Source organism: Enterobacter sp. 50588862, from assembly GCF_001462935.1.
GTDB classification, from domain to species: domain Bacteria; phylum Pseudomonadota; class Gammaproteobacteria; order Enterobacterales; family Enterobacteriaceae; genus Enterobacter; species Enterobacter bugandensis.
This window is the reverse complement of record NZ_LNHM01000029.1, coordinates 27,279-44,414: the sequence shown is the minus strand read 5'-3', so window position 1 is coordinate 44,414 and position 17,136 is coordinate 27,279. Positions and strand designations below refer to the sequence as shown.

General features: G+C 57.6%; 15 protein-coding genes. 5 read left to right on the top strand and 10 right to left on the bottom strand.

What is annotated here, in order from left to right:
* The first annotated feature begins 95 nt into the window (after positions 1-95).
* Positions 96-1,742, top strand: a complete 1,647-nt coding sequence (locus tag APT89_RS17075) for a Na+/H+ antiporter (protein WP_041911530.1) — start codon at positions 96-98, stop codon at positions 1,740-1,742.
* A gap of 81 nt (positions 1,743-1,823) precedes the next feature.
* Here APT89_RS17075 and APT89_RS17070 read toward each other — a convergent pair whose 3' ends face one another.
* Positions 1,824-2,711, bottom strand: a complete 888-nt coding sequence (locus tag APT89_RS17070; protein ID WP_041911529.1) for a LysR family transcriptional regulator — start codon at positions 2,709-2,711, stop codon at positions 1,824-1,826.
* Between the two features lie 102 nt (positions 2,712-2,813).
* Between APT89_RS17070 and APT89_RS17065 the strand changes: the two genes are divergently transcribed.
* Positions 2,814-3,224 (top strand): CidA/LrgA family protein, encoded by a 411-nt coding sequence (locus APT89_RS17065; protein WP_028015182.1) that lies wholly within the window; start codon positions 2,814-2,816, stop codon positions 3,222-3,224.
* Entirely contained in the window at positions 3,217-3,906 is a 690-nt protein-coding gene (locus APT89_RS17060) for an LrgB family protein (RefSeq protein ID WP_045630755.1), read from the top strand. The genes APT89_RS17065 and APT89_RS17060 overlap by 8 nt, the downstream gene beginning before the upstream one ends.
* Positions 3,907-3,938: 32 nt before the next feature.
* On the opposite strand, the gene actP is transcribed toward APT89_RS17060, so the two are convergent.
* The 3 genes from actP to acs form a co-directional block, all read right to left on the bottom strand.
* Entirely contained in the window at positions 3,939-5,588 is a 1,650-nt protein-coding gene (actP, locus tag APT89_RS17055; protein WP_045261053.1) for a cation/acetate symporter ActP, read from the bottom strand.
* Positions 5,585-5,899 carry a DUF485 domain-containing protein gene (locus APT89_RS17050; RefSeq protein WP_028015185.1) on the bottom strand — a complete coding sequence of 105 codons (315 nt, stop codon included), beginning with the start codon at positions 5,897-5,899 and terminating at the stop codon, positions 5,585-5,587. Before APT89_RS17050 ends, actP begins: the two co-directional genes overlap by 4 nt.
* A gap of 134 nt (positions 5,900-6,033) precedes the next feature.
* Positions 6,034-7,992, bottom strand: coding sequence for an acetate--CoA ligase (gene acs / locus APT89_RS17045; RefSeq protein ID WP_041911526.1), 1,959 nt, complete (start codon positions 7,990-7,992; stop codon positions 6,034-6,036).
* A 423-nt stretch (positions 7,993-8,415) separates the two neighbouring features.
* Between acs and gltP the strand changes: the two genes are divergently transcribed.
* Entirely contained in the window at positions 8,416-9,729 is a 1,314-nt protein-coding gene (gene gltP / locus APT89_RS17040) for a glutamate/aspartate:proton symporter GltP (RefSeq protein WP_060573095.1), read from the top strand.
* Between the two features lie 80 nt (positions 9,730-9,809).
* On the opposite strand, the gene APT89_RS17035 is transcribed toward gltP, so the two are convergent.
* The 3 genes from APT89_RS17035 to fdhF form a co-directional block, all read right to left on the bottom strand.
* Complete coding sequence (locus APT89_RS17035) at positions 9,810-10,484, bottom strand: tetratricopeptide repeat protein (protein WP_028015188.1); 675 nt, start codon at positions 10,482-10,484, stop codon at positions 9,810-9,812.
* 121 nt (positions 10,485-10,605) lie between these two features.
* Positions 10,606-10,758: a Hok/Gef family protein gene (locus APT89_RS17030; RefSeq protein ID WP_028015189.1), complete on the bottom strand. Its 153-nt coding sequence runs from the start codon at positions 10,756-10,758 to the stop codon at positions 10,606-10,608.
* Between the two features lie 320 nt (positions 10,759-11,078).
* Positions 11,079-13,226 carry a formate dehydrogenase subunit alpha gene (fdhF, locus tag APT89_RS17025; RefSeq protein ID WP_082632954.1) on the bottom strand — a complete coding sequence of 716 codons (2,148 nt, stop codon included), beginning with the start codon at positions 13,224-13,226 and terminating at the stop codon, positions 11,079-11,081.
* 257 nt (positions 13,227-13,483) lie between these two features.
* Here fdhF and APT89_RS17015 point away from each other — a divergent pair, with 257 nt between their 5' ends.
* Entirely contained in the window at positions 13,484-14,215 is a 732-nt protein-coding gene (locus APT89_RS17015) for a response regulator (RefSeq protein ID WP_041911524.1), read from the top strand.
* 3 nt (positions 14,216-14,218) lie between these two features.
* On the opposite strand, the gene lpxO is transcribed toward APT89_RS17015, so the two are convergent.
* The 3 genes from lpxO to APT89_RS17000 all read right to left on the bottom strand — a co-directional run bounded on the left by lpxO (position 14,219) and on the right by APT89_RS17000 (position 17,135).
* Complete coding sequence (lpxO, locus tag APT89_RS17010) at positions 14,219-15,127, bottom strand: lipid A hydroxylase LpxO (RefSeq protein WP_021242939.1); 909 nt, start codon at positions 15,125-15,127, stop codon at positions 14,219-14,221.
* A gap of 143 nt (positions 15,128-15,270) precedes the next feature.
* A complete protein-coding gene (locus APT89_RS17005) occupies positions 15,271-16,275 on the bottom strand; it encodes a carbohydrate kinase family protein (protein ID WP_060573092.1) in 1,005 nt (334 codons plus the stop codon).
* A complete protein-coding gene (locus APT89_RS17000) occupies positions 16,275-17,135 on the bottom strand; it encodes a ketose 1,6-bisphosphate aldolase (protein ID WP_060573090.1) in 861 nt (286 codons plus the stop codon). Before APT89_RS17000 ends, APT89_RS17005 begins: the two co-directional genes overlap by 1 nt.
* Position 17,136: the final 1 nt, after the last annotated feature.

Here is a 17,136-nt window from a genome sequence, read left to right as displayed (position 1 = left end):
ATCCCGTTGCCTTTTGCGTTACTCTGGAGAGGATAGAATAAGAGGCACGACGCCTCAGGTTTGGCTTAAAAAGAAACACAGCAAACAGGGAACGCATGGAAATCTTCTTCACAATACTCATCATGACCCTTGTGGTCTCATTATCCGGGGTGGTTACACGCGTACTGCCCTTCCAGGTCCCCCTGCCTTTAATGCAAATAGCCATCGGCGCGCTGCTGGCGTGGCCGACGTTCGGTCTGCACGTGGAGTTCGATCCGGAACTGTTCCTCGTGCTGTTTATCCCGCCGCTGCTGTTTGCTGATGGGTGGAAAACGCCGACGCGCGAATTTCTTGAGCACGGGCGAGAGATCTTCGGCCTGGCGCTGGCGCTGGTGGTCGTTACCGTGGTCGGGATTGGTTTCCTGATCTACTGGGCCGTACCGGGTATCCCGTTAATTCCCGCCTTTGCGCTGGCCGCCGTGCTGTCGCCGACCGACGCCGTGGCCCTTTCCGGCATTGTGGGTGAAGGGCGCATTCCGAAGAAAATAATGGGCATTTTGCAGGGCGAGGCGTTGATGAACGACGCTTCCGGCCTGGTGGCCCTGAAGTTTGCCGTGGCGGTAGCCATGGGCACCATGGTCTTTACCATTGGTGGCGCGACCCTGGAATTCTTCAAGGTGGCGATTGGCGGTATTCTCGCGGGTTTCGTGGTGAGCTGGCTATACGGTCGTTCGCTGCGCTTCCTCAGCCGCTGGGGCGGCGATGAACCGGCGACGCAAATCGTTCTGCTGTTCCTGCTGCCGTTTGCCTCTTACCTTATCGCTGAACATATCGGCGTCTCGGGCATTCTGGCGGCGGTAGCGGCGGGGATGACCATCACCCGTTCCGGCGTGATGCGCCGCGCGCCGCTGGCGATGCGCCTGCGCGCCAACAGCACCTGGGCGATGCTGGAGTTTGTCTTTAACGGCATGGTCTTCCTGCTGCTGGGCCTGCAGCTGCCGGGCATTATGGAATCCTCGCTGATCGCGGCGGAGGCGGATCCAAACGTTGAAGTCTGGATGCTGTTTACCGATATCGTGCTGATCTACATGGCATTAATGCTGGTGCGTTTCGGCTGGCTGTGGACGATGAAAAAATTCAGCATGCGCTTCCTGACCAAAAAACCGATGGAGTTCGGCTCCTGGACCACGCGCGAGCTGCTGATTGCCTCTTTCGCCGGCGTACGCGGGGCGATAACCCTCGCCGGTGTGCTCTCTATTCCGCTGCTGCTACCGACGGGCGACGTCTTCCCGGCGCGCTACGAGCTGGTGTTCCTGGCGGCGGGCGTGATTCTCTTCTCGCTGTTTGTCGGCGTGATTATGCTGCCGATTTTACTCCAGCACATTGATGCCGGTGACTCGACCCAACAGCACAAAGAGGAGCGGATAGCCCGTGCGGCGACGGCGGAAGTCGCGATTGTCGCCATTGAGAAGATGGAGGAGCGTCTGGCTGCCGATGCCGAAGAGAACATTGATAACCAGCTGCTGAAGGAAGTCAGTTCACGCGTGATTGGTAATTTGCGACGTCGTGCTGACGGACGTAACGACGTGGAAAGCTCGCTGCAGGAAGAGAACCTGGAGCGTCGTTTCCGCCTGGCGGCGCTGCGCTCCGAGCGTGCCGAGCTGTATCACCTGCGCGCGACGCGTCAGATCAGCAACGAGACGCTGCAAAAGCTGCTGCACGATCTGGACCTGTTAGAAGCGCTGCTGATAGAGAATCAGTAGCGCGCTTTTGCCCGGTGGCGCTGCGCTTACCGGGCCTACGTTTGAACCGTAGGCCGGGTAAGGCGAAGCCGCCACCCGGCACTATTCAGACCGCACCCAAAACCCCTCACAACATTGCAGCCACGCCTGTGCGCTGTGCGAAAGATACACCCCTTCACGCCAAATCATCCCCAACTGCCAGTGCAGGTCACTCTCCAGCGGGATCCAGCGCAGCGTGTTTTTATCCAGCCGCTCGCAGATCGGCTGCGGCAGAATGGCAATTCCCACGCCCGCCTGCACCATTGCCGCGAGGAAATCCCACTGGCCGCTGCGCACCGCAATGCGCGGCTTCACGTTATGGTGGTTAAACAGGGTCATCAGCTGGCGGCTTAAGGCGAAGTCTTCGTTGTAGATCAGCAGCGGGTGTTCGCCGAGCAGATCGGGCTTCACTGAGTCTATCTTCAGCCAGTCGCCGGAGCGGGGCACCAGCACGCACAGTGGATGGCTGAACAGCGGCAGCGTTGCCAGCCCGCTCTCTTCCTCCACGGGAAGGGCCGTCATCGCCACGTCCAGCTCGCCGTTGATCACCGCCTGCTGCACGGTCAGGCCGCCAAACTCAGATATTTTAAGCTCAACGCCGGGGTAGCGCTGGCGGAACAGGCTTATCGGCCCGGCCATCATCATGCCAACCATCGGCGGAATGCCGAGCCGCAGCAGACCTTTCGTCAGGTGGTTGATGTCCGCAAGCTCGGCCTCAAGCTGGCGAAACTCCGCCAGGATCGCCAGCCCGCGCTCGAACACCACGCGTCCGGTATCGGTCAGCAGCAGCTTGCGTCCGTCGCGGATCAGCAGGGTGCAGTTCAGCTCGTCTTCGAGGTTTTTCAGCATTTTGCTGATGGTTGGCTGGGTAACGAACAACTTCTCCGCTGCGCGGGTAAAACTTTGCTGGCGAACCACCTCGACAAAATAGCGCAGCGTTCTTATGTCCATGATTATTCCTCGAAACTATACCTTCGATGATTTTAATTCATTTCAGTCGATGACGTACGCTCACTATACTGGCGCCTCGTCTCATTTCTGAGGAAAACCCCCATGGCCGTGGCGTTAAGCCGTGTTACGCCTGCCGTTGTGCAACGACTCCAGGTCCCGGTTCAGGTACTGCTCTACGCGGGACTGTTTATTTTTGCGGAATACCTTGTCGACTGGCTGCACCTGCCTTTACCCGCCAACCTGGTGGGAATGGTGCTGATGCTGGTGCTGATCCTCTGCCGCGCGTTGCCCCTCAGCTGGGTGCGCGCCGGCGCGCGCTGGCTGCTGGCGGAGATGCTGCTGTTCTTCGTTCCGGCCGTGGTGGCGGTGGTGAACTATGCGCAGCTGCTGATGGTCGACGGCTGGCGCATCTTCGCGGTTATTGCCCTGAGCACGCTGATGGTGCTGGGTGCCACCGCCTGGGTGGTGGATAAGGTGTACCGGTTCGAAATCAGCAGGCAAAAGCATGACTAACTTTCAGATAAGCGTGCTGTGCCTGATCGTGACGGTCGCCATCTACTTTGCCAACAAGCGCCTGTATCGCCGCTTTCGCACGCTGCCGCTGATGCCGCTGGTCTTCACGCCGATCCTGCTGGTGCTGATGCTGGTCTTCGGCCATATCTCCTGGCAGAACTACATTGGTGAATCCCACTGGCTGCTGTGGCTGCTCGGCCCGGCGACTATCGCCTTTGCGGTGCCGGTGTATGACAACCTCGCCATTATCAAACGCCACTGGATGTCGCTCAGCGCGGGCGTCGTCACCGCGACGGTGGTGGCGGTCTGTAGCTCCGTCTGGCTGGCGCGGCTGTTTACCCTCTCCGATGAAATTCAGCGCAGCCTGGCCGTGCGCTCGGTGACCACGCCGTTTGCGCTGGCAGCGGCTAAACCGCTCGGCGGGCAGCCGGATCTGGTGGCGCTGTTTGTGGTCGTCACCGGCGTATTCGGCATGGCGGTGGGGGATGTGCTGTTTCTGCGGCTGTCCATTCGGGAAGGGATGGCGAAAGGAGCAGGGTTTGGCGCGGCATCTCACGGGGCAGGCACGGCGCGTTCGTATGAGCTGGGTCAGCAGGAAGGGGTCGTTGCAAGCCTGGTGATGATGCTCTCGGGCGTAACGATGGTGCTGATTGCGCCGCTGGTGGCGTGGGTGATGTTTTAAGCTCCCCGGCCAGAGTAACCGGGGAGAAAGGCTTAGTGCGCGCGGCCCTGCTCAACGCCGAGGCCGGTCTGCGAGCGGATAAACTGGGCGCGGAATTTCTCACGCTCCAGGTTACCCTCCGGCGAGTTGTCGGTAGCCGAGAAGACCCAGATACCGATAAACGCCACGGCAATGGAGAACAGCGCCGGGTACTCGTACGGGAAGATAGCGCTTTCGTGACCGAGGATCTGCACCCAGATGGTCGGGCCGAGGATCATCAGAATTACCGCTGTCAGCAGGCCGAGCCAGCCGCCTATCATCGCCCCACGGGTGGTCAGTTTGGACCAGTACATGGAGAGCAGAATGATTGGGAAGTTACAGCTTGCCGCAATCGAGAAGGCCAGCCCCACCATGAAGGCGATGTTCTGCTTCTCAAACAGGATCCCCAGCAGAATAGCGACCACGCCCAGCACCAGCACGGTGATTTTGGAAACCTTCAGCTCGTCGCGCTCGCTCGCGCCTTTACGGAAGACGTTGGCGTAGAGGTCGTGCGATACCGCAGACGCGCCCGCCAGCGTCAGCCCGGCGACCACCGCAAGGATGGTGGCGAAGGCCACGGCGGAGATAAAGCCGAGGAACAGGTTGCCGCCCACCGCGTCGGCCAGGTGCACCGCCGCCATGTTGTTACCGCCAATCAGCGCACCCGCCGCGTCTTTAAACGCCGGGTTCGCGCCCACCAGCATGATCGCGCCGAAGCCGATGATAAAGGTCAGGATGTAGAAGTAACCCATAAAGCCGGTGGCGTAGAAGACGCTCTTACGCGCTTCACGCGCGTCTGACACCGTGAAGAAACGCATCAGAATGTGCGGCAGGCCAGCGGTACCAAACATCAGGCCGAGACCGAGAGAGAGCGCGGAGATCGGATCTTTCACCAGCCCGCCAGGGCTCATGATCGCTTCTCCTTTCGGGTGGACAGCCATCGCTTCGGTGAACAGGTTATTGAAGCTGAAGCCGACGTGTTTCATCACCATAAAGGCCATAAAGCTCGCGCCGAACAGCAGCAGTACGGCTTTGATGATCTGCACCCAGGTGGTGGCCAGCATGCCGCCGAACAGAACGTACATCACCATCAGCACGCCCACCAGCACCACCGCGACGTGGTAGTTCAGGCCAAACAGCAGTTCGATAAGCTTGCCCGCGCCCACCATCTGGGCGATCAGATACAGCGCCACCACCACCAGCGAGCCGCAGGCGGAGAGGGTACGAATCGGCCCCTGCTTCAGGCGATAGGATGCCACGTCAGCGAAGGTGTAACGTCCCAGGTTGCGCAAGCGTTCGGCAATCAGGAACAGAATGATCGGCCAGCCGACGAGGAAGCCGAGGGAGTAGATCAGGCCGTCATAGCCGGAGGTGTACACCAGCGCGGATATCCCGAGGAACGAGGCGGCGGACATAAAGTCACCCGCAATCGCCAGGCCGTTCTGGAAGCCGGTAATGTTGCCGCCCGCAGTGTAGTAATCGTTACGGGAGCGAACGCGTTTCGACGCCCAGTACGTAATGTACAGCGTCAGCACCACGAAAATCAGGAACATGATAATCGCCTGCCAGTTGGTTGGCTGGCGCTGTACCTCGCCGGTAATGGCATCCGCCGCGTGGGCGGCAAAGGGAAGTGTGGCGGCTAGCGCCGTCAGGACTCGCTTCATGATGCTTTTACCTCTTGCAGTACCGCTTTATTAAGACGATCGAACTCACCGTTCGCGCGCCAGACGTAGACGCCGGTCAGCACAAACGAAATCACGATCACGCCAATGCCAATGGGGATACCGCGCGTCACGCTGGTGCCCTCATGTAACGGGGTGCCCAGCCAGTGCGGCGCAAAGGCGATCAGCAGAATAAAGCCGACGTAGATAATCAGCATGATGATGGAAAGGGTGAAGGCAAACCGTTGCCGCTTATCGACGAGCTCCCTGTAGTGCGCACTATTCTCTATCTGCTGACAAATATCGTTATTCATCACAGAAATCTCCAGAGGTAAGGTTGGTTTGTTTTATCCCCTCTCCCCTATGGGGAGAGGGTTAGGGTGAGGGGAGGAAGGTGCGGTCTGATGCCCTCACCCCGGCCCTCTCCCACGGGGAGAGGGAGAAAACACTACGATGGCATTGCGATGGCCTGCTTCTCTTCGAGCAGTTTGTCCACCACGCCAGGATCGGCAAGCGTTGAGGTATCGCCGAGGTTGCTGGTATCGCCTGCCGCGATTTTGCGCAGGATACGGCGCATAATCTTGCCGGAACGGGTTTTCGGCAGCGAGTCTGTCCAGTGCAGTACGTCCGGCGTGGCAAGCGGGCCAATCTCTTTACGTACCCAGTTGCGCACCTCGGTATACAGCTCCGGCGACGGCTCTTCACCGTGGTTCAGGGTGACGTAGGCGTAGATCGCCTGGCCCTTGATGTTGTGAGGAATGCCGACCACCGCCGCTTCGGCAATCTTCGGATGCGACACCAGCGCGGACTCAATCTCTGCCGTACCCAGACGGTGGCCGGAAACGTTCAGCACGTCGTCCACGCGTCCGGTGATCCAGTAATAACCATCTTCATCCCGGCGCGCGCCGTCGCCGCTGAAGTACATGTTTTTAAAGGTCGAGAAGTAGGTCTGCTCGAAGCGCTCGTGATCGCCAAACAGCGTGCGCGCCTGGCCCGGCCAGGAGTCTGTGATCACCAGGTTACCCTCGGTAGCGCCTTCCTGCGGATTACCTTCGTTATCCACCAGCGCAGGCTGCACGCCGAAGAACGGACGGGTTGCCGAGCCGGCCTTCAGCTGCGTGGCGCCCGGCATTGGGGTGATCATGAAGCCGCCGGTTTCGGTCTGCCACCAGGTGTCCATCACCGGGCACTTCTCGTTACCGATTTTCTTCCAGTACCACTCCCAGGCTTCCGGGTTGATGGGCTCGCCCACGGAGCCGAGGATGCGCAATGAGGAGCGGTCGGTGCCCTCGATGGCCTTATCACCTTCCGCCATTAACGCGCGGATCGCCGTTGGCGCGGTGTAAAGAATGTTGACCTGGTGCTTATCGACCACCTGACACATGCGCGCCGGGGTCGGCCAGTTCGGTACGCCCTCAAACATCAGCGTCGTTGCGCCGCAGGCCAGCGGGCCGTACAGCAGGTAGCTGTGTCCGGTGACCCAGCCCACGTCGGCGGTACACCAGTAGATGTCGCCCGGATGGTAGTCGAAGACGTATTTGAAGGTGGTGGCCGCATAGACCAGATAGCCGCCGGTGGTGTGCAGTACGCCTTTCGGTTTACCGGTTGAGCCGGAGGTGTAAAGAATAAACAGCGGATCTTCCGCGTTCATCTCTTCCGGCTGATGCTGGTCGCTCGCTTTTTCAATCAGGTCGCTCCACCACAGGTCACGCCCCTCGTGCCAGTCGATCTTGCCGCCGGTACGCTTGAGGACAATGACGTTATTGATGGATTTGACGTTCGGGTTTTTCAGCGCTTCATCGACGTTTTTCTTCAGCGGAATACCGCGCCCGGCGCGTACGCCCTCGTCGGCGGTGATCACCAGCTTCGAGTTCGAGTCAACGATGCGCCCGGCAACCGCTTCAGGGGAGAAGCCGCCGAAGATGACGGAGTGGATCGCGCCAATACGCGCGCAGGCGAGCATAGCTACTGCCGCTTCCGGCACCATCGGCATGTAGATCGCCACCACGTCGCCTTTTTTAATCCCCTGGTCCAGCAGCACGTTAGCGAAGCGGCAGACGTCGCGGTGCAGCTCTTTATAAGAGATGTGCTTGCTCTGAGAGGCATCGTCGCCTTCCCAGATAATGGCCGTTTCGTTGCCGCGTTCGGCAAGATGGCGGTCAAGGCAGTTCGCCGCCAGGTTCAGCGTGCCGTCTTCATACCATTTAATGGAGACGTTGCCTGGCGCGAAAGAGGTATTCTTCACCTTCTGATAAGGTTTGATCCAGTCAAGGATGTGACCCTGCTCGCCCCAGAAGGCGTCCGGGTTGGTAACAGATTGCTGATATTTCTCGTGGTACTGCTCCGGGGTGATCAGGCAACGGTCCGCAATGTTTGCGGGAATGTCGTGTTTGTGTATTTGGCTCATGGCTTTTTTTCTCCTTGTAAGATGTTAATAATATGTCGCAAAAACGTTAATAGTAGGGGCTTTGCAAGCTTTGTTTAGTATTTGGGCGACAGATCACGCATTGTTTGAACAGGTTGAAAATTGAGCGAATGAAACTTTGAAGGGAAATAATTCACGATGCCGATTATTCACAATTCTTTATAAAAAAGCGTTTTTATAACAAAAGGTTATTTATCAGAATTATGACAAACTCGCGTCATAACCGCTTTTGATAGTGAAATGCGTCGTTCTTTAAGGCTTGCGCAACAGGCCGCGCAAATGATACTCATACGCCGCGTTAAAAAATCCCATAAACCAACGCAACACAATTCATACCCTTTCAGTATGTCTCCATATTCATGCAGTTTTGCTGGTGCGGAGATTTCATTGAGGAAGTCAGTTTCTATGAAAAATTTGAAAGTCAGCCTGGCCTGGCAGATCCTGCTGGCCCTTGTGCTGGGCATCTTGCTGGGCAGTTATCTTCATTATCATAGCGACAGCCGCGAGTGGCTGATTGCGAACCTGCTCTCTCCGGCAGGCGATATTTTTATTCATCTGATTAAGATGATTGTGGTGCCCATTGTGATCTCGACGCTGGTGGTCGGTATCGCGGGCGTCGGCGATGCGAAGCAGTTAGGTCGCATTGGCGCGAAAACTATTCTCTATTTCGAAGTGATCACCACGGTTGCGATTATCCTCGGCATAACGCTGGCGAACGTCTTCCAGCCGGGTTCCGGGATCGATATGTCGCAGCTGGCGACGGTGGATATTTCGAAATACCAAAGCACCACCGCTGATGTGCAGAGCCATTCCCATGGTCTGATGGGGACTATTCTGTCGCTGGTGCCGACCAACATCATTGCTTCCATGGCGAAAGGCGAGATGCTGCCGATCATCTTCTTCTCGGTGCTGTTTGGTCTGGGGCTCTCCTCCCTGCCAGCGACGCACCGCGAGCCGCTGGTGACCGTGTTCCGCTCTATCTCCGAAACCATGTTCAAAGTGACCCACATGGTGATGCGCTACGCGCCGGTTGGGGTGTTCGCGCTGATTGCGGTGACCGTAGCGAACTTCGGCTTTGCCTCCCTGTGGCCGCTGGCGAAGCTGGTGATTCTGGTGCACTTCGCGATTCTGTTCTTCGCGCTGGTGGTGCTGGGCATTGTGGCGCGCTTGTGCGGGCTCAGCATCTGGATCCTGATCCGCATCCTGAAGGATGAGCTGATTCTGGCCTACTCCACGGCAAGCTCCGAGAGCGTACTGCCGCGTATCATTGAGAAGATGGAGGCGTACGGCGCGCCAGCGTCGATAACGAGCTTCGTGGTGCCGACCGGCTACTCCTTTAACCTGGATGGCTCGACGTTGTACCAGAGTATTGCGGCGATCTTTATCGCGCAGCTATACGGCATTGACCTGTCACTGTGGCAGGAGATCGTACTGGTTATGACGCTGATGGTGACCTCAAAGGGCATCGCAGGCGTGCCGGGCGTCTCCTTCGTGGTGCTGCTGGCGACGCTGGGCAGCGTGGGCATTCCGCTGGAAGGCCTGGCGTTTATTGCCGGTGTGGACCGTATCCTCGACATGGCGCGTACCGCGCTGAACGTGGTGGGTAATGCGCTGGCGGTGCTGGTGATCGCCAAGTGGGAACACAAATTCGACCGTAAAAAAGCGCTGGCGTATGAACGCGAAGTGCTGGGTCGTTTTGATAAGACGGCTGACCAGTAACATCCTAAGCCCGGTGGCGCTGCGCTTACCGGGCCTACGGGTTTTGTAGGCCGGGTAAGGCGAAGCCGCCACCCGGCACGTTATTCTCCGCTCAACGCATCAAACTCCTCACACCCCGTATCAAACCCTTCGGTACAGCTCAGGTTTAGCCAGTAGAGCGCTTTCTGCTTATTCGGCGTGATAAAGCCTTTCTCACCCTGCTGGAACAGCATCCCTGCCCAGTACTCCGCATAGCCCGTACGTGACAGGGACGAGCTGCGCTTAAACCATGATGCCGCCTGTACGTCATCCTGCGGCACCTCTACACCGTTGGCATAAATCAGCCCCAGCAGCAGTTGCGCATCGACCGCCGAGTCGTTGTCGATATCTTCGGCCGCCGTTTGCAGGAGCTTGATGGCCTGAGGATAGTCGGTTTTACCCGCCTGCGTGTTCACCATAATACGCGCCAGCATAATCGTGCCGCGCTTGCTGCCGGCGATGGTGGCCTGCTGCGCCAGCGCTTTAGCCTGAGCGTAATCCCCCTGCGTAAAGAGGATCTGCGAGAGTAACCCCATGGCGTCGACATCACCGCCTTTCGCGGCTTTCTCGGCCCACAACGCTGCCTGCTTTCTGTCACCGGAGCTGAACCAGGTATCGGCGAGATAATACTGGGCGCGGGCATCGCCGGCTTCCGCCTGCTTCTGATACTGGCTGCCTATCTCATCCGCGCGGGCGAACGACGTAAAAAATAACAACAACAGAAAAATGGCTTTCATGGATTCTTATCATCTGGGTACACGCCGCGCAGTATAATCGCGGTAGCAAAAGAAAAAAATGGGTGCATTAAGACCTCAGCATCCTACAAGCCGGGCGAAACCGTGGTTTCGCCCGTAGAGGTTAGCCTGCCACGCAGGCTAATTTCGCCGCCACCTCCTGATGTTCACTCTTTATTGAAAACTCGCACAGTCTACCGCGAGTAATAAAGGTAAATATCACTATCGTCAGGCAGATAATAAAGACGATGCCTAACGCAGTTTTTAATGGCGTCATGCCTTTTACTCCTTGTCAAAAAAAGAATAAGAGGCTACTCTCAACCTGTTGGTAGTTGAGGGGTAGCCTCGGGTGAATGAAAATTTCCCGGGGCTTTCCACTTTCTGTCCCTCAACAATGCTCAAGACAGAAAGTCTTAAGCACCCGCCACACATCTTATCCTTCTGAATTAAAATGCAAAGATGTAATTCTGTTCTGCGCGAATTACATTATTTTGCGAGCCGCTTTCCAGAATAATAATTTATATTTTTAATGTTTTAAGCGGAAATAAAAAGGGAGTGAATAACTCACTCCCTTTATTCAACGATTAATTAACGGCTTCAACCCATTGCGCTTTCACGCAGCCGTGCTTTCAGCTTGTTATATTCGTCGATCACATACTGTTCCGCAGCGTGTTGATCCGCTATTGGCTCCACGTTTACGGCGCAGTATTTATACTCCGGCGTTTTGGTTATCGGGCTGAGGTTCTCCGTCACCAGCTCGTTACAGGCGCCAATCCACCACTGGTAGGTCATATAGACCGCCCCTTTGTTTGGACGGTCGCTGACCTGCGCGCGGGTAATGATGCGGCCTTTGCGCGAATTCACCCACACCAGCGCTTCATCTTCAATACCGAGCCGTTCGGCGTCGGCGGTGTTGATCTGCGCGTAGCCCGGTTCGTCCGCCAGCGCCGCCAGCGCGGCGCAGTTGCCGGTCATTGAACGACAGGAGTAGTGGCCTACTTCACGCACGGTAGAGAGCACCATCGGGTATTCGTCGGTGAGTTTATCGATCGGCGCAACCCAGTCGCAGGTGAAGAACTGCGCCAGCCCGTTCGGCGTGTCAAATTTCTCTTTAAAGAGATACGACGTCCCCTGGTCAGCCTCCGACTCGTCCCGGCACGGCCACTGGATGTAGCCCAGCTCACCCATTTTTTCATAGGTTGCCCCATAAAAGTCCGGGCACAGATGCCGCAGCTCGTCCCAGATCTCCTGGGTGTTGTTGTAGTGCATCGGGTAGCCCATGCGGGTGGCGATTTCGCTGATGATCTGCCAGTCCGTTTTCAAATCCCACTTCGGCTCGACCGCCTTAAAGAAGCGCTGGAAGCCGCGGTCCGCCGCCGTGTAGACGCCTTCATGCTCGCCCCAGGAGGTCGACGGGAGAATCACATCCGCCGCCGCCGCGGTTTTGGTCATGAAGATATCCTGGACAATCACCAGCTCCAGATCCTCAAAGCCTTTGCGCACCGCAGACAGCTCGGCGTCGGTCTGGAGCGGATCTTCACCCATGATGTAGGCCGCCCGCACTTCACCGTGCGCCGCGCGGTGCGGCAGCTCGCTGATGCGATAGCCGGTGTGTGCCGGCAGGCTCTCTACGCCCCAGGCCTTCGCGAACTTCTCGCGGTTTTCCGGGTACTTCACGTACTGGTAGCCCGGATACGTGTCCGGCAGCGCGCCCATGTCGCAGGCACCCTGGACGTTATTCTGGCCGCGAACCGGGTTAACGCCGACGTGCGCTTTGCCCAGATTCCCGGTCAGCATCGCGAGACTCGTCAGAGAACGTACCGTTTCCACGCCCTGGTAGAACTGGGTCACGCCCATGCCCCAGAGAATGGCGGCGGTTTTTGCCCCGGCATACATTCTGGCCGCCTGACGAATCTCCTGCGCGCTGACGCCGGTTATCGCTTCGACGGATTCAGGCGTATAGCCCTCGACTATTTTCTTATACTCTTCAAAGCCTTCTGTACGGGTCGCGACAAACGCCTGGTCGTACAGGTTCTCCTCAATAATGACGTGTCCCATTGCGTTCAACAGCGCGATGTTTGAGCCGTTTTTCAATGCAATGTGCATATCCGCAATGCGCGCGGTTTCGATTTTGCGCGGATCGCAGACGATGATTTTCGCCCCGTTCTGTTTAGCGCGAATCACGTGGTTCGCGACGATAGGGTGAGAATCCGCTGGGTTATAACCGAAGATAAACACCAGATCGGTGTTATCTATCTCGTTGATGGCATTACTCATTGCGCCGTTACCGACCGACTGGTGCAGACCTGCAACCGATGGGCCGTGTCAGACGCGAGCGCAGCAGTCGACGTTATTGGTACCAATAACGGCGCGCGCGAATTTTTGCATCACGTAGTTGGTTTCATTCCCGGTCCCGCGTGAGGAGCCGGTGGTCTGAATGGCATCCGGGCCATACTTGGCCTTAATGGCACTCAGGCGCGTGGCGACGTAATCCAGCGCCTCGTTCCAGGAGACGGCTTCCAGCTTGCCGCCGCGCTCGCGGCGGATCATAGGGTTTTTCAGGCGTGGGGTGAGGATTTGTGTATCGTTAATAAAATCCCAGCCGTAATACCCCTTCAGGCACAGCGTGCCCTGGTTGGTTTTCCCCTGAGCGGCCTCCGCCCGGACGATTTTGCCGTTATCGACCACCAGGTGGATCTTGCAACCTGAGGCACAATAAGGGCAAACCGTGACGACTTTTTTCATCAGTCTGCTCCAGTTAATCAAATCTTTCGCACCGACTAATGCAGCTTCTATGCCATGTTTTTAGTGGGGTTACTCACCGGCTTTACGGTGCATTCCCGGCGAAATCCCTGACGAAAAGCAGACAATCGTCAAAATTGACGTGTCGAATGAGCGGCGGATGTGACATGGGTTGAATTTCCGTCACGGAAAAATTCATTTCACTGGAGCCGACGGCAGAATGGTTCAGACTTAACATAATCCCCTGACGGAAGCATATGATGAAACCGGCGATTCTGGTGGTTGATGACGATATGGCAGTGTGTGAACTGCTGCAGGATGTGCTGAGCGAGCATGTCTTTAGCGTACTTGTCTGCCACAACGGCCAGGATGCGCTGCGGCAGGTCCAACAGGAGCCGGCTATCGCCCTTGTTCTGCTGGATATGATGCTGCCGGACATCAACGGCCTGCAGGTTTTGCTGCAACTGCAAAAGCAGCGCCCGGCGCTACCGGTGATCATGTTAACCGGGCTGGGCAGTGAATCAGACGTGGTGGTGGGGCTGGAGATGGGGGCTGACGATTATATTGGCAAACCGTTTAATCCACGCGTGGTGGTGGCTCGCGTTAAGGCCGTGCTGCGTCGTACCGGAGCGCTGGCAGCCGAAGCGCCGATGCCACGTGCAGCGGGGATAACCTTCAACGACTGGACGCTGGACACCGCCCGCTGTGAGCTGATTGATCCGCAGCGTAATACCGTGCCCTTAACCCAGGGCGAGTACGGCCTGCTGCTGGCGCTCACGCAAAATGCCCGCCGGGTGCTGAGCCGCGATCGGCTGCTTGAGCTGACCCACAGCGAAAGCGCCGACGTGTTCGACCGCACGATTGACGTGCTGATCATGCGCCTGCGCCGGAAAATAGAGGCTAACCCGCATCAGCCTGCGCTCATCAAAACCATCCGCGGGTTGGGTTACGTGTTTGCCACTGACGTGAGCCGGCCCGAACAAGCGGCATAAGGCTTACGTTATTGCCGGAACAATGATGGCGGCAAAAATCGCGATGATGCACAAATACTTGAGGGCGTAATAGGCCTTACGGTTCCTTTTTTTCAGACGCTGCCCCCGTTCGCGGCCCGCATGAACGTATTTAAAAATGCGGTTAATGCCGCCGGTGCTGTCATTCTCGTCATTCGGTGACCTGGCCGCAGACATCAGCGTGGTTCCCACCCAATGGTTAACCGCCTGCGCCCAGCGCCATTTCATCGGACGCTCGATATCGCAGAAGAGAATAATGCGCGTTTGATCCGATTTATTTTCTGCCCAGTGGACGTAGGTCTCATCAAAAATAACGGCTTCACCATCCCGCCAGCTGTGGCGCTGCCCGTCGACTTCAATAAAGCAGCGATCGTCATTCGGGGTGAATAAGCCCAGATGGTAACGAACCGAGCCCGCATACGGATCCCGGTGCTTGCCAAGCTTTGCACCCGCCGGCAGCTCGGCAAACATGGCCGCCTTCACCGAAGGGATTTCACTCACCAGCCGGGTCGTCACCGGGCATAAAGACTGCGCGGAGGGATGGGCATCGGCATACCACTTCAGATAAAAACGTTTCCAGCCGCGTTTAAAAAAGGTGTTAAAGCCGGCGTCGTTATTATTTTCCGCTGCCTTAATATGATGCTGCAAACGCAGCGCCTCTTCGCGAATAACCAGCCAGTTTTCCGTCAGCTTATTTAATTCCGGGAAGCGCTCTGTTTCAAAGAAAGGCTGCCTGGCGGGCAGGGAAGAAAACGCCGTCATAAACATATTGATGGGCGCCATAAACGTCGAATGGTCGAAGAGCTGACGGGAAAGCGTCTGTTTTTCTTTGCCGCGGGAATGCGCATAAATAACGCTGATAATGAAAATACCGATGATGATGACTGCGAACATTTTTCCCTTGTCCTCTTTCTATCTCATTTCGGAAAAGCGTGCGGACAGAGTGCTGCCCACGCCGAATATGCCAGATGGAGAGAGTGTAGTTCGGGAATATAAAATTCATAGAACTGTAATGAAAAATCGCAATTATTGTTAAATTAAATACTCTCGCGAATAAACGCCTGCAGCTCGGCCAGCGTTTTTGCGCCGTCAATCGCATTGGCGGCCAGCAGGCTTGCCCGCGCGCAGGCGTGCGCCAGATAAATACTTTCTGTCAGCGGCAGCGATTCATGGCAGCCGTATAAAAAGCCCGCGCAAAAGGCATCGCCCGCGCCGACGCTGCCGATAATCTCTTCCTGCTCCAGCATCCATGACGGGATCCAGCGACCCGCTTCACCGCAAGCTTCTCCCCATGCGCCTTCCGGACAGTGGATCACCACCCGCTGGCGTACGCCGGCCGCCAGCAGCTGCGCCGCGGCGTCCGCGATATGGGCAATGTGCGGGGCATCGTTTTCGTCACGCATTGTCAGGCCGCTAAACTCACCGGCCTCCAGCTCGTTAATTACCAGATAGTCGAGATGGCGAAGGGCAGGGAGCACCAGCGGCTGATAGCGCGGGTCGCCCTTGCGGGAAACCAGATCGAGCGAGGTTTCATACCCCTGGTCACGCATCTGCGCCAGCAGTCGCGCGCTGCGGGTGCCAAATTCGTCATCGGGCATATCTAGGCTGTCGAGCAGCAGGAGATAGCCGAGATGGAAGATCTTCATCGATCCGTCTAAGCGATCGAAGGCGGGAAGATCCAGCAGGCGGTTGGCTCCGGGCGAGTGGAAAAAGGTGCGCTGTCCGCTGGGATCGGTCATCACCTGCGACATGGAGGTTGGCGCAAAGGTGGTGCGCTGTACGCGCTGGCGGTTGACGTGGTACTGGTCGAGCATTGCCAGAATGTAGTCCCCGTCGCCGTCTTCGCCAATCAGCCCCACCGCCTGCAGCGGCAGGCCAACGTGCATTTTTGCCAGCGTCAGCAGGACGTTGAGCGGCGCGCCGCCGGTTGAGCGTTCGCTGTGGGTGATTTCCGCCAGCCAGCCGCGCTCCGGCCACTGCACGATCTGGTGGACGTGGTCCACCAGCATATTGCCTGCGGCGATGATACCTTTGCGTTCCATCATGCCTGCCCCGCGCTGCCGAAGATGCGCATCTGTTCGGCGACCGTATCGGTAATCGCTTCTTCAATGCCGAGCAGCAGTTCGGCAAACTCGTCGTACAGCGGCTGGCTGTTCGCCATGCGCTGCTCCACGGCGGCGAGCGCGGCCTGCGACATGCCGGTATAGAAATTGATTTTATGAATGCCCAGCTCGATGGCGCGGCGGAAGTCGGCATCGCTAATCCCGGAGCCGCCGTGTAAAACCAGCGGCAGTCCCGTCTGCTGACGAATGGCCTCCAGGCGCGGGAAATCGAGCTTCGGCTCGCCTTTATACTTGCCGTGTGCGTTGCCGATGGCGACGGCCAGCGCGTCGATGCCGGTTGAATCAACAAATTCGCGCGCCAGCTGCGGATCGGTGAAGAACGCTTCATCCGCATGTCCGTACAGCGCGCCGCCTTCATCCCCGCCGACCGCGCCCAGTTCCGCCTCCACCGAGACGCCCACCGCGTGGCACATCTTCACCACTTCCCGGGTCTGACGAATGTTCTCCTCGTAGCTCAGCGTCGAGCCGTCGAACATCACCGAGCTAAACCCCAGGCGCAGGGCGCGCACGACGGCCTCGAAATGCAGGCCGTGGTCGAGATTCAGCACCACCGGAATATCGTGACGGGCGGCTTCGAACTTGACCGCTTCGACCAGCGAATCCAGGGAAACATACTTAAAGTGCACTTCGGCGATGTTGATGATAAACGGCGAGCGTTCCTGCTTTGCGGCGGCAAACAGCGCGCGCAGGAAATGGGAGTCGAGCACGTTGAACGCGCCCAGCGCGTAGCGGTGTTTCCTGGCGTGCTCAAGACCGTCGGCAAGAGAAATCAGTGGCATC